Source organism: Tenacibaculum sp. Bg11-29 (assembly GCF_002836595.1).
Classification (GTDB): Bacteria; Bacteroidota; Bacteroidia; order Flavobacteriales; family Flavobacteriaceae; genus Polaribacter.
On record NZ_PJBB01000003.1, the window covers coordinates 3,245,895 to 3,269,177 of the forward strand.

Sequence of the window (23,283 nt, forward strand, 5' to 3'; positions counted from 1 at the left end):
TTTTGAGCTTTTCTTTTTTAGATAAACACTACTTTATTTTGACAAAACGGAAACATACTTTTCATCATAAGGCAAACCAGATTTTGCAATAGCAAAACTTTGTTTGATTAACTTATTTGAAACGGCTATTAAAGCTAGCTTTTTACTCTTTCCTTTGTTTACAATACGCTCATAAATATCTCTACATGCTTTATTATGCTTACATGCATTAAAGGAACATAAAAACAAGAGATTCCGTAATTTTCGATTACCTACTTTACTTATCCTACTTCGTCCTCTTACACTACTTCCTGACTCTCGTATTGTTGGAGTTATACCAACATAACTACAGCGTTGTTTTGAGTTTTCAAACTTGGTAAAGCCATCGGTTATTACAATCATAAATAAGGCTGTTTTAAGTCCTATTCCTGGAATACTTGTCAATAAAGTTAATTGTACTTGCTGTTCTTGTTTTACTAATGATAATAGCTTTTTTTCTATCCCTAAAATCTCTTTATTTAAATACTTTTTTATTCGTTTTAAACTACGATATACATATTTAGATGGAATACCTAAAACTTCCTCACCATGGATTTTATTCTTTGTAGCTGTACGTTTCTTGATACAACTATCCATCAATCTAAACAATTGCAAACATTCACTTTGAACATTTGTGAGTGCTGTATATAAAGGCACTTCATTTATTTGTCCATATTCACAAATGGCTTTAGCATCACTTTTATCTGTTTTTATTTTCGCTAATTTCATTTGAATAAATCGCTTTACCGATAAAGGATTTACTACTGAAACAATAATGTTTTGTTTGTATAAAAACTGAGCTAATCGATAATGATAATACCCTGTTGCTTCCATTACAACTAATGATTCTTTAGGAAGCCTTTTTAGAAAGGACTTAAAACCAGATGCATTGTTTTTAAATTGATCATGGCCACTTTTACTTCCATGAACATCAAATACGTCTTTGCTAATGTCAACTCCAAAAATTTCCTTATATTTATTCATAAGAACTGATTTATGAAAGAATAAACTACTTGACTCACAACAACTTGAAATCGAGATCTAGGTCTCACAGAACTGAACGTGATTTTAGTAGAAAAGAGAGCCAATTACCAATGTTGTCGAAGTCTTCTAATGCTTCACCGTATAAATTAACCTTAATTCTCTCTTTTATTCTTTCTGATTTATATGTCTTAAATTTAACCCTTTTATTAAATTGCTAACTTAAGAAGAACTCAGGCATAAAATAAACAGTTTATTCACTAACTAAGAACATATGCTACTATTTTTCTAACCTAAATCATACAATAATTTATAGACTGTTGTGTGGTTCTTTTTTGAAAAAAGCTAGAATAGCTTTATATTTTTATTCAACTTATCTAAACAGCTGTTGCAACAGTATGTTGCAACAAGAATCCACAATGTTGCAACAAGAATCCACAATGTTGCAACAAGAATCCACAATGTTGCAACAAGAATCCACAATGTTGCAACAAGAATCCACAATGTTGCAACAAGAATCCACAATGTTGCAACAAGAATCCACAATGTTGCAACAAGAATCCACAATGTTGCAACAAGAATCCACAATGTTGCAACAAGAAAAAAGTATTAAAAAACCCCATTTTACTGAGATTGTAGTTTGTTTTAATCTTAAAGAAACAACTGTTGCAACAAAACAGCAACAGTTTCGCAACAGAATTTAAAACTGTTGCAACAATAACCAACAGTTGTTGCAACAAAAAAACAGGAAGTCTTTTAAAAATCAATATGAATAAATTCGAAATCATATTGAATAACAGTTTCTTCTTTATCTGTACCTTAATTCAAACTTCCTGAAAAATCGAGTTAAGAACCTCCAATAATAATTTGCTAATTATTTTTTGTTCCCATCATAGGTGATTATTACATTTTAGACTCTATAATTTTTTATTAGATACCGTCAATCTCTTCTACAAACAGGCGGAATTCTTTAGGTGTAATTGTTTTTTTGTGTTTAGCTATTTGTAAATCAATATTTCTAGACTCTGAAATTATCCGATTAATCGTCTCTTTAAAAAATCGTGAAGATAATTTCCAATAATGATTTGATAATTCTTTTTTCGTGCCCATTAGCGGTGGATATTGTATTTGATACTCCATATTATTTCGTTTTTTATTTTAATTTCCTTTTCATCACATTAGTATTCTTAGTTGGTGACATGATTAGAAGTACACATCGTTGTAATTAGCATCTACGAAATCAGGTAAAAAAGCAGGTTCTTTAGCATATTCGTTAAGGTTAAATTCTCTCGTATTTAAGTAGTGGTAAGAGATTTCTAAAAAAGAATTTTGAATGAATTTTTCGAATGAAATAATTTCTTTTTCTTTTATATTCGGTTTATATTCTCCAGCTTGTAGTCTTTCAATTATGATCAAACAAAAAGACATGTAATCATTATATCTTAAATAGAATGTTTTGTTTGCGTAGTCTAAATAAGTTACTAGTTTTTTATACTTATCAAGTAAAGTGAAAATGTTTTTGGCATCATTAGTTAATAGAAAATTTTTAACTAATATATTTTCTTCACATAATCTGTTTACTGGTAATTTTGTTAAGTATTCAACATCTACTTTATCAATAAAACCTTTTCTCCAACGAATGTTATTTAGCGTACAATTATTCGGGTTTTTATCTAAATATATATATATTCTATGATCAATATTTTTACTTCCAGTAAAATATTTAAGAATAAGTTTACCTACTCTTATGCTTTGTTTATGAAAGTAAACCGATAAATGACCTTTAATAATCTTGGTTGTAAATCTTGTAAAAATACCATGATTATTAAACCTCATTACTCTACCTAAATCAGAAATAAAATAAGATTTATCTGCTAAATGTTGTATCCGTTTCCATCTTTCATATTTGTTAAAAACAATAAAATTTGCGTGTCTCTGTGTTTTTAATTTCTTATGAATTAAATCAAAATCAAAATCATTTCCTTTATTCCATTTTAAATTCAATAAGCTACTATCTGTTAAATCCCCATTAATATGAGTGTATCTTCTTCTTCCAGTGGCACCACCAACAAAATACTTTAAGACTAATTTTCCAACTCTCTTTCTAGCGTAAACTTTTCTGTTTTCACCGTTAAATTCGATAGAAACATAATAAGAGTTACAGAAATTAGCTTGTTTAATTTCATGAAAAATGCCCTGATTATTGAACCTCATTATTCTACCATAATTAGAAACAAAATAAGAACCATCAGCAAGGTCAAGCATTTGAATCCAACGTTCTTTTCTATTAAAAAGGATAGGAGTACACTCATTCATTATTTTTGTGTATTTTTTTTCTTCAGCCATTTTTCTTTAGTTTAAAGTTGTTGGTTTATCAGAACACCTTCCCTTGTGTCCGTCTCTTGCTTTTTTGCTAGGGAAAGGTGCTAAGCAATAAGGACATGATCTCTCCCTTATTTCTTGCTTTAAATTTTCTAAGTATTGCTTTTCTTCTGTTATTGATGTGCTGATACTAGCTAGTGTAGTGTTAGAGACCTCAATCTTTTGCGCTACATCTGCTAAGCGGTGCTTTGAATCTGCTATTTTTTGCTCTTGTATTGCTTCTTTTCGTTTCTCTTTTACTCGATTAACAAATACGTTGTTTAACCAAAAACCTAAGTAGGTAACGAATGCACAAAAGATTAGTAAGTTGGTAATGTCAACCCAATTATTCTGATTTAATACATCTGTTATTACGCATAAAACCAAAAAGTCAAAACACGAAATAGAGATAATTACCCACTCTTTTTTTTCAGCAACATGTACTGAAGTATTTAACATAGCCCTTGAAATGAAATAGCCAAAAAATAATGATGGAACGATTCTCAACAGTTCGTTGGTAATTAGGTATGCAAATAATTTGAAAAAGAATGCCGCTTGTTTAATTCCGTAAAATATTCCGTAACTGATTATTGAATATGCTAAAGAATTCATTGATGTTAATGATTCATATAGCTCTTTTTTGTTTGTTTTTCTAATTTTAGCATCCATCACGATCCAGTTTATTTAGTACGTTTTGAATACCTAATTTTTCAAAATGATTCTCTCCAATACCATACAGTTCAAAACACAATTTTTTTAAAGCCCAAGCCTCATGAAAATCTAACGTGAATGAGATTGGTTTTTTAGCTTCAAACAGATCAAGTTTCTTTTGAATCGTCTTGTATTTCTTATCAAACTTATCGGCTAAAATCAAACCGATTGATACTGCAATCTTTTCCTCTTTCTCAAGCAATGAAAAGTTTAAATCATACAGCTTGCTAGTGATTTTGTGAAGAGAGATCAACTCGTTAATTTTTATACTTAATTTGATTTTCATAATTAAACAGCTATACTTGTTACTAATTGACCATTTGTATTGCTGTAAAAATTTACTTTATTAGCAAAGCCTGCATATTTTGACTCTTGGAACCGCCTATACATGGCGTTTACCAATACATTAGGATCCTTTTTATTTTTGTTTAAATGGTTGTACCAAACAGGATTTACTTTTCGACCACCGGAACCTGAAATTTTCAAATCATTATTCCCATTTTTTAAAAGAATTACCATTTTTAATTCACTACAATTAGGACAGGTAATTTTATTGTTAGCACCACAGGTACATTTTTTAGATTGGTTTTCTTGGCTCATGTTTTTGTTGTTTTTATGCTAGGTTTGTGTTTTGGTTTTTAATTAAATTGGGTAATAAGAGCAGATACTCATGTGGTAAATTATCCTGTACATAATTGAATAATTGTTCCTGGTTATATGTGCCTAATTCATATTTGCTAATTGCCCTGGTAAGTTTCTTTTGAGCAGATAATCGGCGTTTTCTTATGTTCGAATCTTGGATTTCCTTTTTACCATTTATTTCTTTTTTCTCCAGGTACTTCAAATGACTTTTCCAAATAGAATGCAATCCGTAAAACCCAAGTTCGTTTGACTTTGTTCTTGTTTTATCGAAGTATGCAAAAGGAAACAAGGCATTCACCTCTTCCTTTTTTAGAAACCAGTTTCTTGCAAACTCCAATTTCCAACGGTACTCTTTTAGTTTTGCGATTACGGTCTCTTTATTCACCATATTGACAAACATCTGCCCCTTTAATCGGTTAATGGTATTCTTCCAATCCCCGACGTATACATTGTGTTTCTTCCAAATTTTAGCAGACGATTTCATAAAATCTTGGAGTATGACTTGTTTAAAATCTTCTGTAGAAAGCAAACCATACTGTACAATTTTTAATAAATAATCATACCGTTCGCCTTTGTAATGGTCATATGCGCCAGCAGCTAGTTTTTTAGCCAACACTTGATCATCCTCTAGCTTATTTAAAAAATTCCTGGTTAATTGATTGGAGGTTTTTATTGGTTTTGAAGTAGTATTCAAAAAATCGGGCAGTATTATTTTATTTGCGCCGCCGAAAGAATTTTGTTTTTCATTTCTTATCCCCTTGGTGTTCTTGTAGCCGCCTGCAAGGCGTTCGGAGTTGCTTTCGTTGTCCTGTTCCGGCATCGAACCGGATTTGATCAAGGCTGTGCTATTTGCACAGTCTTTTATTTCTTTTTCTTTTAATATTTTAGTTCTAGTAGTCTCATTACTATCGTGCAAACTCTTCTCAATTAGGGAGTTAAACGGTTTGTTTTGAGGAGGTTGGGGTTTTGGAGGATTTCCTTCTAAAATTTCAATAATCAGAGGATTAAAATTTACAGAAACAGGCTTGTTTTGATTAATACGGAGATAGTTGATTAGAATATCAGCCTCTCGAAGTCTTTTAATATGGTTTTGTGCTGTCTTCTTACAAATAGAAAGCCTTGGGATGTCCGCTATTTTATGAGTGGCTAATTTCCTGTGATCTATTTTCAGCTTAGGCAATGAATTTTTTAAAGTACGGGGACTTTTTTTCATTTCTAATAGGTAGGCATTACGTGTTCTTAATTGCGACACGTAAAAGCCTACCAAAACATGAAAAACCAACTCACTAGAATATTTTATTTTTTGGATAGCTCTCTTTGGAATAATTGCGATTCCTTTATTCTCTTGAATAACTAATTCGTTGTAGTCTCTTGCAAACTCCTTTTTGTTTTGCGTATGAAATGCAGCTTTGCGCTTTTTTTGCGTTTCTGAAAGTTGAAAATGTTGCGCAACAACCGTATTGTTGTATTTTCTAATATCGTCGTTCTCTACATCCGTTTTCTCGTTGTACTGGAAGACATACTGTCTGTACTTGTCCATGGTGCCTTTAACAGCTTGACGATCTAAATAAGGATAGTTTATATAAGCGTATTGCTTTTGTTCGTTCTCTCGTTCATTTCCTCTTTTAAGGAGTAATAAACCATGCGCAGTATTAAATACCGCTACCGCTTTATTGTATTGCGTGTTTGTAAGTTTATTTCGATACGCATTATCAATAAAATTTTTGATGGTATGCTGAAGTATCGGGTCAGGTTTGCGCGTATTTAAACCATCTTTAACAGCTTGGTTGTAAAGACCAATAGGGCTAAATATTATTTTACTTTTTTGCGCTTTATTTACGTTATTATCTGTATTTTTGTTCATAGGAAAACAAGGTGTTTTTACCAATCTTTTTAAGATTGATTTGATCATACTTATTTCTTTGGTAGAGAGTGGTAGAGGCTTCGAAATTTCTAGCCACTTTCTTTACTTTTAGGCTACTTTGTCTATTAGTACTTTACAATTCCCAGCCCTTTTGATTAAGAACTCATTTAATTTATTTTCTAGATCGCTACTTTTATAAAACGTTAAAGATTCGGAAGGTTTAAACTTTTCTAAGAATTTTAAAAACTCGTTAAAAACCGTATTATTACAGGTAATTAATGATTTAAATTGATTGTTGGGTGCGTGGCTATTTTTCTCTTTTACATAAAAAAGTTGTAGTTTTTCTGAGAAAAATACTTGAATACTGTTTTGTGATTTAATTGTGCAATTCTGCTGAGTGATCTGACCTTTTTTCATTGCTTACGTATTTATTAATTTAAAGAAAGTAACTCACAACTTATTTTAAATAGGTCAGTATCTAAAGTTGTTATCTGGTAACATTCGTTGTGAGTTACTGAGTAGATAAGCTTTCCTTATCCCCTTGGCATTGTTTACTAGCTATAAAACTGACCTTTTTAGCTTTATTTTTTAATTTTAAAAATCGTTGCTCTACCCTTTTGTTATTACCCTTTACCACTTTTTGGTACAAGGCTTCTTCAGTAAACTCTAAAGGCAATTGCTTTTTTTTGCGCTTTTGCGTTAATGTTTGCGTTTGTACAGGGTTTATAGTACTTGGAGCGACTACAGATAAAAACACCTCTCTTTCGGCTGCCGTTAAGCTTCCAAAATGCTGCATTGTTGATGTTAAATTGTTTGACTGTAACACTATTTGTAATTTTGCCCTGCTTAATAGTAAATGATGTCTTATTTACTATATTTGTTTATAATACATTACAAATTACGCAATAATATTGCGTGTTATTATTTCAAAACAAATGAGATTAGGTCTAATAAGAAAAAATAAAGGGGAAACACAAAAGCAATTAGCCGATGTGCTAAATGTTAGTTTGAGAACTGTACAGAACTATGAAAAAGGGAGTGTAACAATTCCTAATGAAAAATTAAAACAGATTGTTTCTCATTATAAGATTAACTTAACTGATGTTTTTGAAGAAAATGAAAACTCTATAGATTTAAGCAATATTAAAAAAAGTATAATATCTGAGTATATTGTGGAAAATTGGGATAATATGATGAAGGACAATCTTTTCAATGCTAATTTTAAAGCCAAGGCTGGTGAGTGGGCTATTTCAATAAAGAAAAATAGTTAAATAATAAACTTGTTATAAATACTCTCAACCTCACTTAAACTTAAGTCTTTACACAAAGACTTTAAATATTTCTCATTTTCAATTGCTTCCTTCTCTAATTTTTTCCGCAAAATATCTTTTGCTTTTATATTGAAAAGACATGATTTATTTAATTTTTTAATGTGTTTTTTATTTTCTTGATCACTCATTATCTAATGCATTTTTAACAAGCTCCATACTCTTTTTCTCGTAATACTCTTTTTTTTCTTCCTTAATTAACTCTTTTTCATTCACGTCTACTAAAATAAAATCGAACAGATTTCTTACTATAACTTGAAGTTTACCTATATCTGTGAATTTATATTTTGACATAAAATAAATTGAAAATGAAACTATTCCTCCAGTTAAAACCGACATTAGGTAATAACTGAATTTACTAAAATCTTGAAAGGGTTGAAAAATCCAATACAAATAGAAAATAGATATTGATAGTAGTGTTATATGAAGTAAAATAAAGCCTTTTTCTTTATTCATATTAGTTAAAGACCTCAAAAGATTAAATACTGAATAAATGAATAACCCAAAAACCCAACCAAATTCACCAAGGAATTGTTGCAGATTTGTAAAACCAAAAACTGCATCATTTGATTTAACTTTTTTTAATTTACTCCATGCATCATCTGTATTTTTTTTATTCTTTAAGTAATTATTATGAACTTCACTTCCTTTAGCAAACGCTTTAACTTTATTTAATGCCAGAGTCCTATTTCTCTTTGCCTCTAAATGGTTTATTTTTGCTTCTTTATATTCTTTTGTGAATTCTGGAGCATATTCAAAGGAAAAAAAAGCGGTAGTACAAACTACCGCAATTATGTACGGTAAAATTTTTTTAACCTTCTCCATTATCGTCGTCGCCACCTTGTCCTCCTCCATTTGGGTTTTTAGATTTATCTTTATCAATTAATTGTAAACTTTCTTTTTCTATTAAGTTTTCTTCTGAATTATCTGTACAACTTGTTAAAATAACGACACTAAACATTACTAATATTACTAATACTTTTTTCATTTTTACTTTATTTAAAATTAATATTAAAAAAGTAAAAGTATTAAACTAAGTATTAATTAGATATTGCAAACTTTGTTATTTTGGCAACTGATATAGATAAATGGATAATAATTTTATTCATAGCATTGAAGAATTCCTTTTATTTTCTCACAAATAAACGAACTTTTATTTAAAGAAACAATACCCAATAACCCTATCTAAATGAGGGTTAACCCTATTTTTGTTAACATTTCATTAACATTTTTTTTTAGTATATTTGGATTGATTCGTGTCCCTAAACGGTCTCCTATATAGATGCGTTTTATAAAAAGTAAAAAAACTAATAAACTGACAACTAACATATTAAAAAACAAAAAGAAACAAGCACTAAATTGAGGGGCTTGTGTTCGTAAGAACGTGCAAGTTCGACTCTTGTTATGTGCACAAAAATTAAAACACTTATTTTCAAACACTTATAAATATATTTATAAGTGTTTTTTTATGCCTCACTCCTAGCCTTTTACTGAAAAAGCATAAAAGTACCTGTTACAGTACCTATACACATATTACTGCAATCAATAAAACACTGAAATACAGGTTATTAAAAACATATTGTGTTCTGAATTTTAAAAAAAAGTACCTATGCATATTATTGTTTTCCATAATATTTCATTATATTTTTTCTTATTTTTGATGGTATACATTAAAAGTATAACAATACGTTTTGCATCTACATAAACAAGTTGGCAATAATTAGATAAAGTGGGATACAAACAAAAAGGTCAACTAACAACTGATATAGAATGGCATAAACATCTACGTAAAATTGGAAAGCGATTTTTCTGGAAAGGAGAACGAAATGCCGAAAAGAAAATGGTTAATGAAAACCTGTCAGAAATTAATGATATGACTGAAATTCCCTCACTTACTTTTGATGAATTATTTGATCTAATTGAAAAAAATCGTTTTGAAAACCCGACTGACAAAAAAATTGCAGAAAATATTTGAAGCAGAAAGAGGTTGGAAAATTACATCTCAGGAATCTTTAACAGATTTTATAATTGTACTTGAAATAGAAACTGGAAGAACTGTGACTAAAACAAGTCTCAAAAAACTCTTGAAAAAATATAATCAGAAAGGTACTCAGTATGGTTGGGAAGCAGAAAGTGTTTGTTCTTTATTAGAGATTTTTGAATTGACCAAGGAAACTGATTTGAGAAATATCTTTAGACAATTGGCTGAAAATAAAGTAACATAAAAAAACTATTGCCAACTACATGTATAAAACATAACTAATAAGTGCTAAATTTAAAGGTTCACTCCTATTCTAAGTTCCTCCAAATTTTTAATTTGGTTTTTAAAATAGAAAAAGATAAAAACAAAAGATAAAAATTCGGCGCTATTTTAATCTAAAAAGTTAGTGTCTTTTTACACGCTACATTCCATATACAAGACCGTTGGAAATAATTAAAACCTCATACTTTTAATCACCCCGCTATACTTTTTCTCTTATGAGTTGAGGAAGAATGCACTTCATAATCCATTTCATCACTTCTAAAGAACACTAGTTGTCCTTCTAATGATGAAATATTTATTTGTTCCCTATTTTAAAAGATATTAAGATAATTGACCGTCGTCTTCATCCTTAAAATGCTGATTTAAGTACAAAATAATAGAATATTCCCTACCCTTTTCGCTTTTAAACTGGTCTACATGCTTTCTATAAAAACTTCCCTTTCATAACTTGAGTAATGACTTTAAAAATTCCTTATTGAAGTAAAACATGTTTTATTCAAATAATCAATAAATCTCCATATTTTACTCAAATAAACCCCTTCATTTTCATTTATACTTTGTTCCGAAATCCAATTAACTTTATTTTTTCTAATTGCATCATTTTTCCTGAATCATTAAGAATTACCATATTTCCCCTTAAACCTAACATAGCGCTAAGTGATAAAAAATAATTTTAGCAACCATAATTATCATTAATTAGCCCTTGAATTAACTCTTCAAACTGATTTTTCTCCTGAACTATATTTCTTTCCATCATTTCACATATTTACTTAGCTACCTGAAAAATAATCATATAGCCCCCCCCTTTAAGCAATGTAGCATTCCGAATTACCCCCCTAATACTTTATGTGGATAGTTTTTATCTCTATTCTGGAACCGAAGAATCGTATCTTTTACAATATTACCATTATCTATGTTTATAGCATTTTTTATAGTTTTATTTTTATCCCAGTTTTTGCGACCGGATATAACAGATGGTAGATGTACAATTAATGCTGCAGAAATGGATCTAGAAGCACTTTCCCAAAAATAACTTGGTGTATGGTCTACTGCATAATAATCAATTTTATCAATTGATATAATTGGTTTTTTAAACGTTGTAGGTTTAGCAAAATAAAACCCCATACCTTCATCACAACTTACATCTATAATTAATGTACCAGGTTTAAGTATAGACTTTTCATCTTCCCTTATATAATCAATTGGGTTATCTGTATTCTGATATGTTCCATTAATTATTATATCTGATTCACTTATTAAATCCAATAATGGTCGTTCAGCTCCATCATGTTCAACAATAATTAATCTAGGTTCATTTTCTTTTCCCTTTCTAAGTGTTGTATAATGTACATCTAGTATTTCTTCAGTAACCTCATGATTTGATCTTTGAATACAAATTGTAATATCTCTAAACCCATGTGCTTTTAAAGCATAAATAGCTCCTTTACTTACAGCACCAAAACTAAAGACAATGATTTTTCTTTGATTCCCATAATGACCATCAATTCCTTTTAATTGAAGAGCATGAATCACAGCACTATATCCTGCCATTTCATTATTTTTATAAAAAGTATGTCTCCCTATTTTTCCTTGATCTCCCCAAGTATACATATCTTCAAAAGCTATCAAAGTTAATTTTTTATCTATTGCAGTTTGTGTAATCTGTATTTGTTGAGCACAATGTGGATATCCCCAAATAATACCACCTTCTTTCAATTCTTCTAAGTCTGATAAAATTGGTTTCGCAATAATAACAGAACCAATATCAGATAATATTTCACTCCGTGTTGCTATCCCCCCCGTTAATTGACTAATCTTTTTATCTTCTATATTAAAAGGAGCTCCATAACCTTTCTCAAAAATAAGTTGTCTACGAATATGTTCTGGAAGTCTGTTTAGGTGTTCTGGATGAATAGGTACACGTCTTTCATCTTCTTTTTTAGAGGTTCCAATAACCCCCATTTTTAATAAAGCCATTTTTTTTGATTTGAAACAAGTTGCAGACTAATGAAATTAGCAAAGCGTTAGATTAAATTACTATTAAATAGTTAATTTCCAGCAATAAGACATTAAGTTGCTACTAGAGTTTCATTAATCAAATTAAGGGCTTTTAAGAATAGCCCTACTATTCGCAGAAGTAACGCGAAGAGATAAATAATACTTCGTAAAGGTACTTTATTAAAAACCAATGAGGTTACATTTCTAAAGTAATACTCATTAGTTTATAAAACTATAAATAAACTATATTCATTCGATAAGTTATTACATTAACAATTTTAGAAAATAACTACTGCCAATAAAACCTATAAATAATAAGGAGTTTAGTGTGTGAAATTGAAGGTTGGTGTATGTTTAGAATCAACGCCAAATATTTTTTATTTAGCTTTTTTATAACGGCAAATAAAAAAAGCTTATGCCTTATGACATCAGGAAAAATTACGAGTTTTCAGTACCATAAAATTCATAACTAAACGTTGTACTTCATTGTAGAAATAACCATACAAACAACAAAATTGATCAATAAAAATTAAGGACTCAATTACATTTAATAAAAAAATGGCTGTTCCTTTAGGAATGAGCAGAAAGTAATAGAAAATGGCTCTAGTAGATTTACATATAATTAACTAAATTGATTCTTAACGTATTAATGTTTCAGCTTACAATAACCACAACTATCTATTTATAAACACAATACAAAATCAGTTTAAAAGTTTTTAACGTAGACTTGCAGTACTTATACCTGTCCTTGTTAACAGGTGTATTTTATAGGTAAGTTAGAAATAATAGTTTAAGAAAGTGCAAACACTAAATTGAGGGGCTTGTGTTCGTAAGAACGTGCAAGTTCGACTCTTGTTATGTACACAAAAATTAAAACACTTATTTTAAAACACTTATAAATATATTTATAAGTGTTTTTTTATGCTTCACTCCTAGCCTTTTACTGAAAAAGCATAAAAGTACCTGTACCAAAATAACTACTGTTAAACAGCTACTTATATGCTATAAAATCACAAGCATTAGGTATCGAAAATTTCAACAAAAAGTACCTGAAATTTTTAGACTTAGTAAGAATTCGAAATGCAGTGTTTTGCTCTACCCTACATTCTTTAAACTAAACGTTATGTAGTGCAGCACATTAACTACTTAAGACCACTTAATATATATTCATATATATTGTTATTTCTACCAAGCTTTGGGTCATTAAAGCTGTGTGTTGTATAAATTGGTTTCTGAATCATTTCTCTCTGCATCATTTCGTTAATTGTGTGATAAAAATTAAGAGAAGTTTTACCTATTAATAAAGGACTTAAGTCATTATCGTTTTCCCAGAAACGTAAAATTTTCACAAAACCATTTAAGTACAAATAATCTTTTGTAAAGCCGCCACCCCTAAATATTCTTGTAACGACACTAAATGCATCGTCTTTATCTAAACCATGATCATTTACAAGAAAACTATAACACTCAACAAAATCTGCTCCATTACACATCATATCTACTATAATAACACGATAGGCTAACTTTTTAAGCCTTTTCATTGAAATATTACCACTAAGGTATTCAGATAAAATAGCTAGTCCTTCTTGCGTCATCGTATTTACAGGAAGCCCTAGATTGAATAAATTCAATTTTTGAGCATTAGAATTCATCGTTGTTACCATATGTACTCCTATTTCATGTTCTACAAGTGCGTTTATTTGACTTCTAGTGAATTTTGCATCTGGCCTAAATAAAATAGTTTTTTTGGCATTTAAAACCATTACTTGTGAGACAACACGGTTACTTTTTTCTATTCTACTTTTAAAACCATAACTTTCAAGACCTTCTTTAAATGAAACCATAGCTTCTTCAACACCTAAACTAGGTGATCTTTTAGGTTCACCTGCTACATCAGGCAAATGCAAAAAATAATGTGCATTTTCGATATCCTTTTTAGAAGGTCTTCCAAAATAACGCAATGAATTATATAAGAATTTTCGAGTATCTAATTCAGATAACATGTCTATTTTATCAAAATAACTATTGATAACAGATTCATATAAATGACGAATTGAAACATCCGAAATATCCTGTACTTTAAGGTTACTTAATTGCTGTTTTAACTCAAACGGATTAATTTTAATAGGGTTATACTTGAAATGAGGAATTTCTGTGCATTTGTTTTTAAAAAAACGTTTTTTTTCTTTAATGTTATTAATTGGATTGACCGAAGCTAATAGCTCAAAACCTTTTAATAATCTAAACAATTCTTTGTCAACTTTAAGAATTGAGGAGTCCATTGTTTTATCTAATAGTTTAGCATTTACTTGATATTCCCAATCGGAATGCTTTTGATTAAAAAAATTAGCATTATTTAATATTGCCTTTTTAAACCCTTTTTGTAATGTCTTAATTATATTCGGATAATCATCTCCTGTGATCTCATTACAGTAAACCTTTTTAACCTCTGTTGCTAAAACTAAAGTATTTTTAAAGTTTTTAGTGATATATTCAAGATTATAACCCCTTCCATAAAAAACATCATTAATAACACTATCGTTTTCAATATCTTGTAACTCAATCTTTCCAAGTTCTTGCCTCCAATGCTCTACAACATTTCCAAATCGGTTCATGTCAATATTCTCAGTACCTATATTAAACAGTGGTACTTTTCTATCCCAACGCTGAAAGTTATAAGAGTGAATATCATAAACTACACATCCTCCAAAAAGTGCTTCTAATTTTTTAATTAATGCATGAGTAACTTTATAATAGTTATTATGCTTTTCAATACTTTTCTGTTTCTCTTTAGGTGTTAGTTTCTTTTTCCAGACTTTTTTCTCCCATGCAATATCAAAAATACAATTATCTGAATTTCTGTTCAAATCATATTCAAAACGAGAATCATTACTAATTAAAGTAATAGGCATTGAAGATATAAAATCTCCGGTAAAAGGATCTTCTTCATACCAACGATTATACTCGTCATGATTTATCTTTTCCTTTAACTCAGAACGCAAATTACTACCATCATGGATAGCGGTACAACAATATGGTAGATATTTATTTATTTTTACAGAAAAAGAACCGTCAGAGACAATAGCTTCAAAATGTTTTTCAGCATTTATTAGCGCTATAATTTCATTAATCTCTAACCTCCTCATCGGATACTAACTTTATAAGTTCTGACTTGTTTTTTCTATCACTTATTTCTTCAACAACACGCTCTAAATAGTCTACAATTTTCTTTTGAATCTTTGTGTTATTCAGTTTATTAATGTCTGTAATCGTTCCAGGACTCATTACATTTACCTCAATTAATTTTCCACCTATCAAATCAAGTCCAGCATAATAAATTCCGTCACGAACTAACTTCTCACCTACTTTTCTACATAAAATTTTATCTGTTTTGGTTAACTTGTATTTTTCTACAGTACCTCCTGCAGAAATATTTGAACGTGCATCTCCCTTCGCAGGTCTTCTGCGCAAAGCACCAATAGGCTCTCCGTTTAGCATTAATACACGTACATCACCATTTTCAGCTCCCTCTACATACTCTTGCAGAATTACATAACTAGATTTACCTTCTTTTCCATTAATATAAAAGTCAAGTAAAGATTTAATATTATGCATTGCTGATTTTTCAATTACAATTACACCACTACCTCCATAGCCATCTAATGGCTTTAAAATCATTTTATCATTTTCTGATTCTTCGATAATTCTTAATAAGTAGTCGATGTTTTTTGAAACATGAGTAGCAGGAATCAATTCTCGTTTCGGATCATAATACGCAGCTGTATAAATTTTATTATTGGTTTCTCGCAAACCATCTACAGCGTTTAATATAAATACATCGTCTTTTATAGAATCAAGAAAATTGAGCACCAATGGATCCATAGGTGGATTGTCTCTCATAAATATTACATCAAAATGCTGCAAAGGCTTCATTTCTTTATGAAATTTAACCGACTTGTAAAATGATGGTATACTATTCGATACTTTGTCTTGACTAATAATTGTTTTGCACAAACTCAATGTAACACTATCTCTAATTGTTAAATTGGATGGATATGTTATAGCAACTTCGTGTCCACGAACAGTAAGTTCATGAATCATTCTAAGAGTAGAATCTTGCTTAGGATTTACTTTTTCCCAAGGATACATTATAAAACAGATTTTCATTTGATATTAGTATTTTTCAAAGCAAAATTCAATTAAAAAAGAGAATATAGTTGTATACTGTTTTAATTTAAGTAAATTACCCTATAAAATAAAAGTAATGAAGTACAATTCACTAAACATTGATAATACTGATATACAAATCCTTGAAATTCTCCAAGAAAACGCGATGGCAACAGCCAAAGAAATGGCTCATAAGCTATCTCTGACTACAACTCCCATTTATGAACGCATAAAAAAACTACAGAAGACAGGAATTATTAAACAGTATGTTGCTTTACTTGATGCCGATATTCTTGGAAAAAGTATTTTAGTTTTTATGAACATTACCATAAAAGATCATCACTCAGAAAAGCGAAATGAATTTGTTCGGGAAATGGAAAAGCTAAAAGCTGTTATAGAATTTTACCACACATCTGGAAGTTTCGATTTTTTGGTAAAAGTTCGATTTTCTGATATTAAATCTTTCAGAAATTTCTTAGTTAACGAAGTTGCATCTATCCATAATATCGGTGATATAGAAAGTCAAATAGTTCTTGAAGAAATAAAGTTTTCAACTAAAATATTAATAGATTAAAACACATTTTAAAAAATATAAAAACACCTGTAAATTATCGAATGATTATTCTAATGTTTATACTTTAAATTTCTAGCACTCTCCCCTATTCTTTAATCTTATTGTTTTTCCATACGAAAGAAATAACGGATACTTATTGGTCATTGCTTATATACAAATAATAGACATTTATGCTTTTTATTAAAAGATGTTTCTTTCTACATCAAAATTATAATATAAATAAGGTTTTCCCTTACTTATATTACGGTTTTATAGTGGTTTTTTTGTTTTTTATAATTTACTTTTAACTAATAAAACATTACTTAACTATTGACAAAAGAGATAAGAATGAACCATATATTGATTTTATAAAAGTATTTATTGAAAATAATCCCTTTATCTATGTTAAATATTAAAAAAGGAATATTTATTTGTTTGTTATTAGGTTCTTTTTTGTCTTTTGCTCAAAAAAGGTTTCTTAATAATACATACATTACGTATTCAACTGAAACACTTCCTAAACATTCTTTATTTATTGAACACCAGAAAGTGTCATTAAAACTACCTTCAAAGGGTTTATTTCCTGAAAAAAATATCAACTTTATTAGTGAAATAAAAAATGATACAATTTATATTTTTGAAGAAAAAAAAGATATAAAACAGGGAAAGGGAATTAAGTTAGCCAATGATAAATTGGTATCTAAATTTGCGAATACTCGTTTTTACAGAAAATCAAAAAACGCTATAATTCAAATAGAAACGGAAAAAGTTTACTTTAATAAAACTGCTGTAGATAGTATTTTAGGAAATCAAATTATATACGCTGTAAATGACGAAATTTTAAAATCTGAAAAAGATGCGATATCCTTAAAGAATATTTTAGATAAGAAAAAGTTCAAGGTTAAAAAATTAAAAATACGCAAAGGTGAAAAAGCAATAAAACGTTATGGAATCTTAGGCTTAAATGGAATTATAGAAATAAAAGGAAAATACAAGAAATGTAGGTAAGAAATATGAGACCATTAGAATATAGTGAAGCTGAAACCTTCTAACTCTTACTTAATAAAAAACAACACTTATACTCATATATTCTTTACTTATATCAAAATAATAAACATTCATACTCTTTTTTCTAATAAGCCTTTATTTTTAAACCAAATTTGTATAATAAATAAGGTTTCACCTTACTTATTGTACGGTTTTTTAGCGTTCTTTTTATTATGGATACACTACTTTTAATTTGTTGTTAACAAGAATAAAAGTTTCTTTTATTCCGTCTAAAAACACCAGATAAAAAAGAATAATATCACGCATATAACAAGTTGTAGTACATTAAAAAATTAATGTAGGATGTCTGTTTCAAATTAAAAGAACATACGAATTTAGCTGTTAGTAAAGAACTTTATTTTTGGAGAGTTGCCATAATGAAAGATCAAGGCAAATATGTAGACGCCATCAGTTTAATTGAGTTCCGACTTGAAAAGGGGTACAAACATATTGAATATGCAGAAGACTTTATTAAAGAGCTTCAAAAAACAAGTAAATCATGCTAATACTATGTAAAAATCATTAAAACGACACCATACATGAAACGTTATATGCAACAGACCTAAGCTTGAAAATAAAAATCGTGATACCCATCTCTTTATCAATTTTATTTTTTAGTCCAAAAAGTAATATCCATTCGGAAGTTCGAGGGGTAAATAATATTCATTAACCACAAATCTAAATCACTATGTCAGACACCAACGTCACAAAACTAAAATTACCACAACAAGACCCTTTTAACATTGAAGCCGTCAAGCGATATGTTTTTAACGAAACGGGGAACATTATGATGGCATCAACAGATGAGAAATCTGATACCATTCAACAATCTGTTAGAGATGTTTTTGCCGAAGTTTCTGTATTCTTTGCAGCAATGACGAAGGCAATATCCCAAACCAGAAATCCTTATGGGGTAAAAGACAACAAAGGAAATTACCCTTTTTACAACCTCTACAACTATGATGCCCTGGAGGCCGTTATTGACGGATCAGGATTTTTTGTTCACGTAAATGAAGAAGATGTTTCTTATACAACCAAAAGTTGGGGAGCAGATTTCAGCAAAGAACTTATTGAAGCTATTATTGGTCTAGCCACCGGAACTGGGGAGTTAAAATTCGCATCAGCAATGTTAGGCTCTATGGGAAAAGAGGGAGTAAGTATCTCAGGGCAATCTAGCAGTCTTACTAGCAAGGTAGCAAATGTTATGTTTGTCTGCGAATACCTACTTGGTATGCCTGTAGTGAGCGCCATTGTTGTAACTGCAGACTCGAAGGTTGTTTCTCAAACTGTATCTGTAGGTCCCTGCTTCAAAGAACAGTCTAAGAAAACTACAATGACAGTTCACAAGGATACATATATGTTTGTTCCTCCTGCATTTATTAAACAATATGCCGGTGATTTAAATTCAGGTATGAACGACCCTAGTTATTTGGAATTAATCACGCAACTTGAAGGTCTTGTTGAGCGCAAACCACAAGTGGACGGAGTTTTTGATATTACCAATCCTGATGAGCCAACGCGAATTACTGATGGTAAGCTTACTGTAGGCGGGGCGAAGAAATATGCCATTTTTGGACAGTACTTAGGTACACTAGTTACTGGCAAATCAGCAATAAATATTAATCCACCAAATCCTGCGCTTACATTCGCTACAAGTATTTGGAATTCTAGCGGAATAGATTTCCAGATGACGTATACTGGTACCGACCCGATATCTGCGCCAATCATGATTACGCTCGATGATGGAGTAACGCAAATCAGTGCTGGAACATTTGATATTTCGGTAACTACGTAAGAATGAAATTGATTAGACCTATTGATAAAAGTCAAGGAAGGTGTATGATTGCTTCAGATAATTAATCTAATTTGTAGCGGCTTGTTATCATAATAGGTCGCTATTTTTTCTCATACTCACTGAAATAATTTTAGCGGGTTCTGCATCCCTGTATTTGATGATTAAATCACCAATATATAAACAACTCGATGAAACAGGTAGCATCCTGATTCGGACGAATTTACCCCATAACCAGCCCTTACCCGAATCTATTCAAAAAGAATTTGCTCGTTGTACAGTGTTTTACGCAGCAATGTTACGTGCTATTTCGGCAATTAATAACCCTAGAACAGGACAACCTTACTCCATTTATAATTATCATGTAACCGAATCCATTCTTTTGGGCTCAAATAAATTTGTAAAAGTATCAGAAGATATCACGACTATCAGGGCGCATAGATTTCTGCGTGATCTCAACAAAAGACTCTACTCTCAGTTATTCAATATTAACTTAAGAAAGAAGGAATCTCGTAAAATATCTTCCATTCTCACAGGCTTAAGCAAGGAGGCAATACGCATGATTGAAGCTAACAATGATGAAGAATTCAAAATTGGTTTTATCACTTTTATTGTAGAATATATCAATGGATTTTTAAACATTTCCGTCAGGTCGGTATATATAAACTCCGGCGACTATAAAAAAAGTAGTAAGAGGGAACGTCGCAGACGGATATTTCGTATTAAGACACCATGGAGATTACAAACTGAAAGTTATTTGTTTATTACCAATGTGACATAAAACAATCATTTGCTGGTTTCAAATGATTGTGATTGGCGTGAAAAAATTATTAATGCATATAACACACACTATATCCAATACGGTTTTCTTACTTCGAATGGAACATTTTTGGATTAGCAAATCTATTCTTATCTTCGGGTAAATAACCACGGTGAAGATCCGCACAGGATATAGTGCTTGCTGTTACAAATAATACAAAACCAAGATTATGGCGTATTACAAAAAAAGTACAGATAGAATGGATATTCATATAGAAGAAAGCCGAGGAACTATTATGATTAAACAAAAATGGAGATACTTTTGGTTAAACTCAATGGAAACTTCTTCGTGGACTTATTCAGAAAAGTAAGATTATCATAAAAAGTTGATAACTTGATTTGGAATAATTGGGGGCAATATTTTTTTCTTAAAGTAAAAGGTGGTGCTGGTTTTGCAAAAAAACATGTTAAAACTCGTTGGAATGTTAATTTTGATATAGAATGGGTTTTACATACGGAACATTGGAAAGTGAATGTTAAAAAAATAGTACCTAACAGCTATGAACGAAGTAATGTAGCTTGGAGTAATATGGAATTATAGAAATAAAAGGAAAATACAAGAAATGTAGGTAATAAATATAAGACCATTAGAATATAGTGAAACTGAAACTTTCTAACTCTTACTCAATAAAAAAACAACACTTTTACCTATCTATCCTTTACTTATATCAAAATTATAGACATTCATACTCTTTTTCCTGATAAGCTTTTATTTTCACATCAAATTTATAATATAATCTATGGTAAAACCATACTTATATTACGGTTTTTTCTTCATTTTTTTATTTTTCGTAAGTTATTTTTGGCAAAGAAAAATAAAAATGTAAAAGTTCCTTTTATTCCGTCTAAAAACACCTAGTAAAAAGAATAATATCACGCATATAACAAATTATAATACCTTAGAAAACTACAACTATATAAACGATATATGATCACCATGGTAACTATATATTGTTGTTACTTGCAAGCTAAAAAAACGAATAACTAACATTTAAAAAAACAAATTATGAAAAACGCAATCTTCGCAATTATGATTTTAATAATAAACATATCTTGTGAAAATGCTGAAATAACTCAAGAGGAAAAAAGTATTTCAGAAAAAATCATATCCTTATCTGGAAAAACACTTGAATATAATTATGGCAATTCTGTTTATGAATTAAATTTTAAATCGGAAAACAAACTACATTGGAAATGTGTAAAAGGAGATGAAAAAGGAGAAGAAGCAGATGAAACCTATTCTACACAACGACTGAATAACTATACTCTCTTCGTTTCTTGGATTGAACAAGGTGGATTAGGTGTTAGCCAAGTAATTAATTTAAAAGAAAATACTATAAACTCCTTTTTAAAAATAGATAAAGAAATAATACCTCTTTCTGGAACAATTCGTGAGTTGTAGAAACCGACTAAATAAAAAGCAGCAGGTAATACTATAGAGCAAATTAGTGTTTAACCCAAAGGGTTGTGTCTATTTTATAATAGTCGCCAAATCTTTTGATTTGGTCTTAAGAGAGAAAAATTAAAACAAAACACTAACTACAACAAAGAATTGAGGTAAAAAAAACAAATTATTCATTAATTCCACACAATACAAACTAAGCTCAAAGAATATCATTCAATATTTTTTGAGCTTATATTTTTTATAAATAGATAAATAAAACTTTATAATCAGTCCTTAATTATTTTTATACGAATTTGCATTTTGTTTCCATGTTAATACTGTTTGATCTCTAATATCCTAGCACTTTTTACTTAGTCATGCCGTCACGAGCAAGATGCTCGCACTAGCGACGGCTATAAATGACGAAATTTTAAAATCTGAAAAAGACGCCATAACGTTAAAGAATATTTTAGATAAGAAAAAATTCAAGGTTAAGAAACTAAAAATACGCAAAGGTGAAAAAGCAATAAAACGTTATGGAATCTTAGGCTTAAATGGAGTTATAGAAATAAAAGGAAAACACAAAAAATGTAGGTAGTAAATATGAGACGATTAGAATATATTGAAACTGAAACCTTCTAGCTCTTACCTAATAAAAAACAACACTTATACTTATATATCCTTTACTTATATCAAAATAACAAACGCTAATGCTTTTTCTCTCCTAGCTCTTTATTTTTACACCAAATTTGTAATATAATTTAAGGTAAAACCATACTTATATTACGGTTTTTTAGTCACTTTTTTGTTTTTCATAAGTTACTTTTGGCAAAGAAAAATAAAAATGTAAAAGTTTCTTTTATTTCGTCTAAAAAAACTAATAAAAGAATAATATCACGCATATAATACATTAAAAAACTACAATTATATAAGCGATATATGATCACCATGGTAACTATACCCGTCTTATATGAGATATATAGTTACTAAGGTAACTATATTGTTGTTGTTGTGCATAATTTAAGAAAAATGGATAATAGAGGAAGATTTCAAGCTCAAGGAAATGGATTAGAGAGGTCTGAACCTTGGAATACTAACCTTGATGTTAATAAACAAGATGGCCAAAATTTAATTACTGATTTAAGAAATCAATTATCGAATCGTGAATTAAACGAAAGGGTTAACGCATTTGTAAAAGCAGAGAATTTTGTGCACCAATCACCTTCAAATGGACATAGTGTAATAGGTCAAAGTTTGATAATAAAAACATTTCCTAATAGCCCACAAAATAGGTCTATTAGAGTTGATGTTGAAATTCGAGCAGGTATTGCTTTTATTGACAATTAATATTATTC

At 29.8% G+C, this 23,283-nt stretch carries 28 protein-coding genes and 1 pseudogene; 13 read left to right on the forward strand and 16 right to left on the reverse strand.

Annotated elements, in window-relative coordinates:
- Positions 1-33: 33 nt before the first annotated feature.
- On the reverse strand, positions 34-1,002 hold the full coding sequence (locus CXF68_RS14850) for an IS110 family transposase (RefSeq protein WP_101045909.1): 969 nt from the start codon (positions 1,000-1,002) through the stop codon (positions 34-36).
- Between the two features lie 395 nt (positions 1,003-1,397).
- Here CXF68_RS14850 and CXF68_RS20635 point away from each other — a divergent pair, with 395 nt between their 5' ends.
- Positions 1,398-1,703 carry a hypothetical protein gene (locus CXF68_RS20635; protein WP_157821946.1) on the forward strand — a complete coding sequence of 102 codons (306 nt, stop codon included), beginning with the start codon at positions 1,398-1,400 and terminating at the stop codon, positions 1,701-1,703.
- Positions 1,704-1,929: 226 nt separating this feature from the next.
- On the opposite strand, the gene CXF68_RS14860 is transcribed toward CXF68_RS20635, so the two are convergent.
- The 8 genes from CXF68_RS14860 to CXF68_RS14895 all read right to left on the reverse strand — a co-directional run bounded on the left by CXF68_RS14860 (position 1,930) and on the right by CXF68_RS14895 (position 7,403).
- Positions 1,930-2,139: a hypothetical protein gene (locus tag CXF68_RS14860; RefSeq protein WP_101045911.1), complete on the reverse strand. Its 210-nt coding sequence runs from the start codon at positions 2,137-2,139 to the stop codon at positions 1,930-1,932.
- 63 nt (positions 2,140-2,202) lie between these two features.
- The gene (locus tag CXF68_RS14865) at positions 2,203-3,345 is read right to left on the reverse strand and encodes an NUMOD4 domain-containing protein (protein WP_101045912.1); all 1,143 of its coding nucleotides are present in this window, start codon (positions 3,343-3,345) and stop codon (positions 2,203-2,205) included.
- 6 nt (positions 3,346-3,351) lie between these two features.
- Positions 3,352-4,029 (reverse strand): hypothetical protein, encoded by a 678-nt coding sequence (locus tag CXF68_RS14870; protein ID WP_101045913.1) that lies wholly within the window; start codon positions 4,027-4,029, stop codon positions 3,352-3,354.
- Complete coding sequence (locus CXF68_RS14875; RefSeq protein WP_101045914.1) at positions 4,019-4,357, reverse strand: hypothetical protein; 339 nt, start codon at positions 4,355-4,357, stop codon at positions 4,019-4,021. The genes CXF68_RS14870 and CXF68_RS14875 overlap by 11 nt, the downstream gene beginning before the upstream one ends.
- 2 nt (positions 4,358-4,359) lie before the next feature.
- Positions 4,360-4,671: a hypothetical protein gene (locus tag CXF68_RS14880; protein WP_101045915.1), complete on the reverse strand. Its 312-nt coding sequence runs from the start codon at positions 4,669-4,671 to the stop codon at positions 4,360-4,362.
- Between the two features lie 13 nt (positions 4,672-4,684).
- Positions 4,685-6,577: a hypothetical protein gene (locus CXF68_RS14885; RefSeq protein WP_198553831.1), complete on the reverse strand. Its 1,893-nt coding sequence runs from the start codon at positions 6,575-6,577 to the stop codon at positions 4,685-4,687.
- A gap of 108 nt (positions 6,578-6,685) precedes the next feature.
- Positions 6,686-6,994: a hypothetical protein gene (locus CXF68_RS14890; protein ID WP_101045917.1), complete on the reverse strand. Its 309-nt coding sequence runs from the start codon at positions 6,992-6,994 to the stop codon at positions 6,686-6,688.
- A 94-nt stretch (positions 6,995-7,088) separates the two neighbouring features.
- A complete protein-coding gene (locus tag CXF68_RS14895) occupies positions 7,089-7,403 on the reverse strand; it encodes a hypothetical protein (RefSeq protein ID WP_157821947.1) in 315 nt (104 codons plus the stop codon).
- A 109-nt stretch (positions 7,404-7,512) separates the two neighbouring features.
- Between CXF68_RS14895 and CXF68_RS14900 the strand changes: the two genes are divergently transcribed.
- Entirely contained in the window at positions 7,513-7,848 is a 336-nt protein-coding gene (locus CXF68_RS14900) for a helix-turn-helix domain-containing protein (protein WP_157821948.1), read from the forward strand.
- Here CXF68_RS14900 and CXF68_RS14905 read toward each other — a convergent pair.
- From CXF68_RS14905 to CXF68_RS20640, 3 genes are read right to left on the reverse strand one after another with little or no spacing between them, the layout of a single operon-like run.
- Positions 7,845-8,036 carry a hypothetical protein gene (locus CXF68_RS14905; RefSeq protein WP_101045920.1) on the reverse strand — a complete coding sequence of 64 codons (192 nt, stop codon included), beginning with the start codon at positions 8,034-8,036 and terminating at the stop codon, positions 7,845-7,847. The genes CXF68_RS14900 and CXF68_RS14905 overlap by 4 nt on opposite strands.
- Positions 8,029-8,730 (reverse strand): hypothetical protein, encoded by a 702-nt coding sequence (locus tag CXF68_RS14910; protein ID WP_101045921.1) that lies wholly within the window; start codon positions 8,728-8,730, stop codon positions 8,029-8,031. The genes CXF68_RS14905 and CXF68_RS14910 overlap by 8 nt, the downstream gene beginning before the upstream one ends.
- Positions 8,717-8,893, reverse strand: a complete 177-nt coding sequence (locus tag CXF68_RS20640; protein WP_157821949.1) for a hypothetical protein — start codon at positions 8,891-8,893, stop codon at positions 8,717-8,719. The genes CXF68_RS14910 and CXF68_RS20640 overlap by 14 nt, the downstream gene beginning before the upstream one ends.
- 741 nt (positions 8,894-9,634) lie before the next feature.
- Between CXF68_RS20640 and CXF68_RS14915 the strand changes: the two genes are divergently transcribed.
- Both CXF68_RS14915 and CXF68_RS14920 read left to right on the forward strand, forming a co-directional pair.
- A complete protein-coding gene (locus tag CXF68_RS14915) occupies positions 9,635-9,880 on the forward strand; it encodes a hypothetical protein (protein ID WP_101045922.1) in 246 nt (81 codons plus the stop codon).
- On the forward strand, positions 9,864-10,130 hold the full coding sequence (locus CXF68_RS14920; protein ID WP_101045923.1) for a hypothetical protein: 267 nt from the start codon (positions 9,864-9,866) through the stop codon (positions 10,128-10,130). Before CXF68_RS14915 ends, CXF68_RS14920 begins: the two co-directional genes overlap by 17 nt.
- A 359-nt stretch (positions 10,131-10,489) precedes the next feature.
- On the opposite strand, the pseudogene CXF68_RS21220 reads toward CXF68_RS14920, so the two are convergent.
- The 4 genes and pseudogenes from CXF68_RS21220 to gshB form a co-directional block, all read right to left on the reverse strand.
- Positions 10,490-10,555 (reverse strand): annotated as a pseudogene (locus CXF68_RS21220) (hypothetical protein); the annotation flags it as partial.
- A gap of 441 nt (positions 10,556-10,996) precedes the next feature.
- The gene (locus tag CXF68_RS14925; protein WP_101045924.1) at positions 10,997-12,145 is read right to left on the reverse strand and encodes a N(5)-(carboxyethyl)ornithine synthase; all 1,149 of its coding nucleotides are present in this window, start codon (positions 12,143-12,145) and stop codon (positions 10,997-10,999) included.
- A 1,163-nt stretch (positions 12,146-13,308) separates the two neighbouring features.
- The gene (locus CXF68_RS14930) at positions 13,309-15,312 is read right to left on the reverse strand and encodes a flavohemoglobin expression-modulating QEGLA motif protein (RefSeq protein WP_101045925.1); all 2,004 of its coding nucleotides are present in this window, start codon (positions 15,310-15,312) and stop codon (positions 13,309-13,311) included.
- Entirely contained in the window at positions 15,293-16,333 is a 1,041-nt protein-coding gene (gene gshB, locus CXF68_RS14935) for a glutathione synthase (protein WP_101045926.1), read from the reverse strand. The genes CXF68_RS14930 and gshB overlap by 20 nt, the downstream gene beginning before the upstream one ends.
- Before the next feature lie 97 nt (positions 16,334-16,430).
- On the opposite strand from gshB, the gene CXF68_RS14940 reads away from it, so the two are divergent.
- From CXF68_RS14940 to CXF68_RS14975, 9 genes are all read left to right on the forward strand, one after another.
- On the forward strand, positions 16,431-16,907 hold the full coding sequence (locus CXF68_RS14940; protein ID WP_051263738.1) for an Lrp/AsnC family transcriptional regulator: 477 nt from the start codon (positions 16,431-16,433) through the stop codon (positions 16,905-16,907).
- 381 nt (positions 16,908-17,288) lie between these two features.
- Positions 17,289-17,894, forward strand: a complete 606-nt coding sequence (locus tag CXF68_RS14945) for a hypothetical protein (protein ID WP_101045927.1) — start codon at positions 17,289-17,291, stop codon at positions 17,892-17,894.
- Positions 17,895-18,621: 727 nt separating this feature from the next.
- Positions 18,622-19,728, forward strand: a complete 1,107-nt coding sequence (locus CXF68_RS14950; RefSeq protein WP_101045928.1) for a hypothetical protein — start codon at positions 18,622-18,624, stop codon at positions 19,726-19,728.
- A gap of 157 nt (positions 19,729-19,885) precedes the next feature.
- A complete protein-coding gene (locus tag CXF68_RS14955; RefSeq protein ID WP_101045929.1) occupies positions 19,886-20,506 on the forward strand; it encodes a hypothetical protein in 621 nt (206 codons plus the stop codon).
- A gap of 208 nt (positions 20,507-20,714) precedes the next feature.
- Complete coding sequence (locus CXF68_RS20645; RefSeq protein WP_157821951.1) at positions 20,715-20,855, forward strand: hypothetical protein; 141 nt, start codon at positions 20,715-20,717, stop codon at positions 20,853-20,855.
- A 23-nt stretch (positions 20,856-20,878) separates the two neighbouring features.
- Complete coding sequence (locus CXF68_RS14960; protein ID WP_101045930.1) at positions 20,879-21,085, forward strand: hypothetical protein; 207 nt, start codon at positions 20,879-20,881, stop codon at positions 21,083-21,085.
- 465 nt (positions 21,086-21,550) lie between these two features.
- The gene (locus CXF68_RS14965) at positions 21,551-21,946 is read left to right on the forward strand and encodes a MoaF C-terminal domain-containing protein (protein WP_101045931.1); all 396 of its coding nucleotides are present in this window, start codon (positions 21,551-21,553) and stop codon (positions 21,944-21,946) included.
- Positions 21,947-22,322: 376 nt separating this feature from the next.
- A complete protein-coding gene (locus tag CXF68_RS14970; RefSeq protein ID WP_101045932.1) occupies positions 22,323-22,526 on the forward strand; it encodes a hypothetical protein in 204 nt (67 codons plus the stop codon).
- A gap of 431 nt (positions 22,527-22,957) precedes the next feature.
- Complete coding sequence (locus tag CXF68_RS14975) at positions 22,958-23,275, forward strand: hypothetical protein (protein WP_101045933.1); 318 nt, start codon at positions 22,958-22,960, stop codon at positions 23,273-23,275.
- Positions 23,276-23,283 lie beyond the last annotated feature (8 nt).

Bases quoted from the DNA above. Each gene is read 5' to 3' on its own strand.
- CXF68_RS14870 (WP_101045913.1), bottom strand. From the start codon at position 4,029: ATGGATGCTAAAATTAGAAAAACAAACAAAAAAGAGCTATATGAATCA.
- CXF68_RS14940 (WP_051263738.1), top strand. From the start codon at position 16,431: ATGAAGTACAATTCACTAAACATTGATAATACTGATATACAAATCCTT.
- CXF68_RS14860 (WP_101045911.1), bottom strand. From the start codon at position 2,139: ATGGAGTATCAAATACAATATCCACCGCTAATGGGCACGAAAAAAGAA.
- CXF68_RS14880 (WP_101045915.1), bottom strand. From the start codon at position 4,671: ATGAGCCAAGAAAACCAATCTAAAAAATGTACCTGTGGTGCTAACAAT.
- CXF68_RS20635 (WP_157821946.1), top strand. From the start codon at position 1,398: ATGTTGCAACAAGAATCCACAATGTTGCAACAAGAATCCACAATGTTG.
- CXF68_RS20645 (WP_157821951.1), top strand. From the start codon at position 20,715: ATGGCGTATTACAAAAAAAGTACAGATAGAATGGATATTCATATAGAA.
- CXF68_RS14925 (WP_101045924.1), bottom strand. From the start codon at position 12,145: ATGGCTTTATTAAAAATGGGGGTTATTGGAACCTCTAAAAAAGAAGAT.
- CXF68_RS14910 (WP_101045921.1), bottom strand. From the start codon at position 8,730: ATGGAGAAGGTTAAAAAAATTTTACCGTACATAATTGCGGTAGTTTGT.
- CXF68_RS14875 (WP_101045914.1), bottom strand. From the start codon at position 4,357: ATGAAAATCAAATTAAGTATAAAAATTAACGAGTTGATCTCTCTTCAC.
- CXF68_RS20640 (WP_157821949.1), bottom strand. From the start codon at position 8,893: ATGAAAAAAGTATTAGTAATATTAGTAATGTTTAGTGTCGTTATTTTA.
- CXF68_RS14890 (WP_101045917.1), bottom strand. From the start codon at position 6,994: ATGAAAAAAGGTCAGATCACTCAGCAGAATTGCACAATTAAATCACAA.
- CXF68_RS14850 (WP_101045909.1), bottom strand. From the start codon at position 1,002: ATGAATAAATATAAGGAAATTTTTGGAGTTGACATTAGCAAAGACGTA.
- CXF68_RS14885 (WP_198553831.1), bottom strand. From the start codon at position 6,577: ATGAACAAAAATACAGATAATAACGTAAATAAAGCGCAAAAAAGTAAA.
- CXF68_RS14950 (WP_101045928.1), top strand. From the start codon at position 18,622: ATGTCAGACACCAACGTCACAAAACTAAAATTACCACAACAAGACCCT.
- gshB (WP_101045926.1), bottom strand. From the start codon at position 16,333: ATGAAAATCTGTTTTATAATGTATCCTTGGGAAAAAGTAAATCCTAAG.
- CXF68_RS14975 (WP_101045933.1), top strand. From the start codon at position 22,958: ATGGATAATAGAGGAAGATTTCAAGCTCAAGGAAATGGATTAGAGAGG.
- CXF68_RS14955 (WP_101045929.1), top strand. From the start codon at position 19,886: ATGATTAAATCACCAATATATAAACAACTCGATGAAACAGGTAGCATC.
- CXF68_RS14865 (WP_101045912.1), bottom strand. From the start codon at position 3,345: ATGGCTGAAGAAAAAAAATACACAAAAATAATGAATGAGTGTACTCCT.
- CXF68_RS14900 (WP_157821948.1), top strand. From the start codon at position 7,513: ATGAGATTAGGTCTAATAAGAAAAAATAAAGGGGAAACACAAAAGCAA.
- CXF68_RS14965 (WP_101045931.1), top strand. From the start codon at position 21,551: ATGAAAAACGCAATCTTCGCAATTATGATTTTAATAATAAACATATCT.
- CXF68_RS14945 (WP_101045927.1), top strand. From the start codon at position 17,289: ATGTTAAATATTAAAAAAGGAATATTTATTTGTTTGTTATTAGGTTCT.
- CXF68_RS14930 (WP_101045925.1), bottom strand. From the start codon at position 15,312: ATGAGGAGGTTAGAGATTAATGAAATTATAGCGCTAATAAATGCTGAA.
- CXF68_RS14905 (WP_101045920.1), bottom strand. From the start codon at position 8,036: ATGAGTGATCAAGAAAATAAAAAACACATTAAAAAATTAAATAAATCA.
- CXF68_RS14970 (WP_101045932.1), top strand. From the start codon at position 22,323: ATGCTCGCACTAGCGACGGCTATAAATGACGAAATTTTAAAATCTGAA.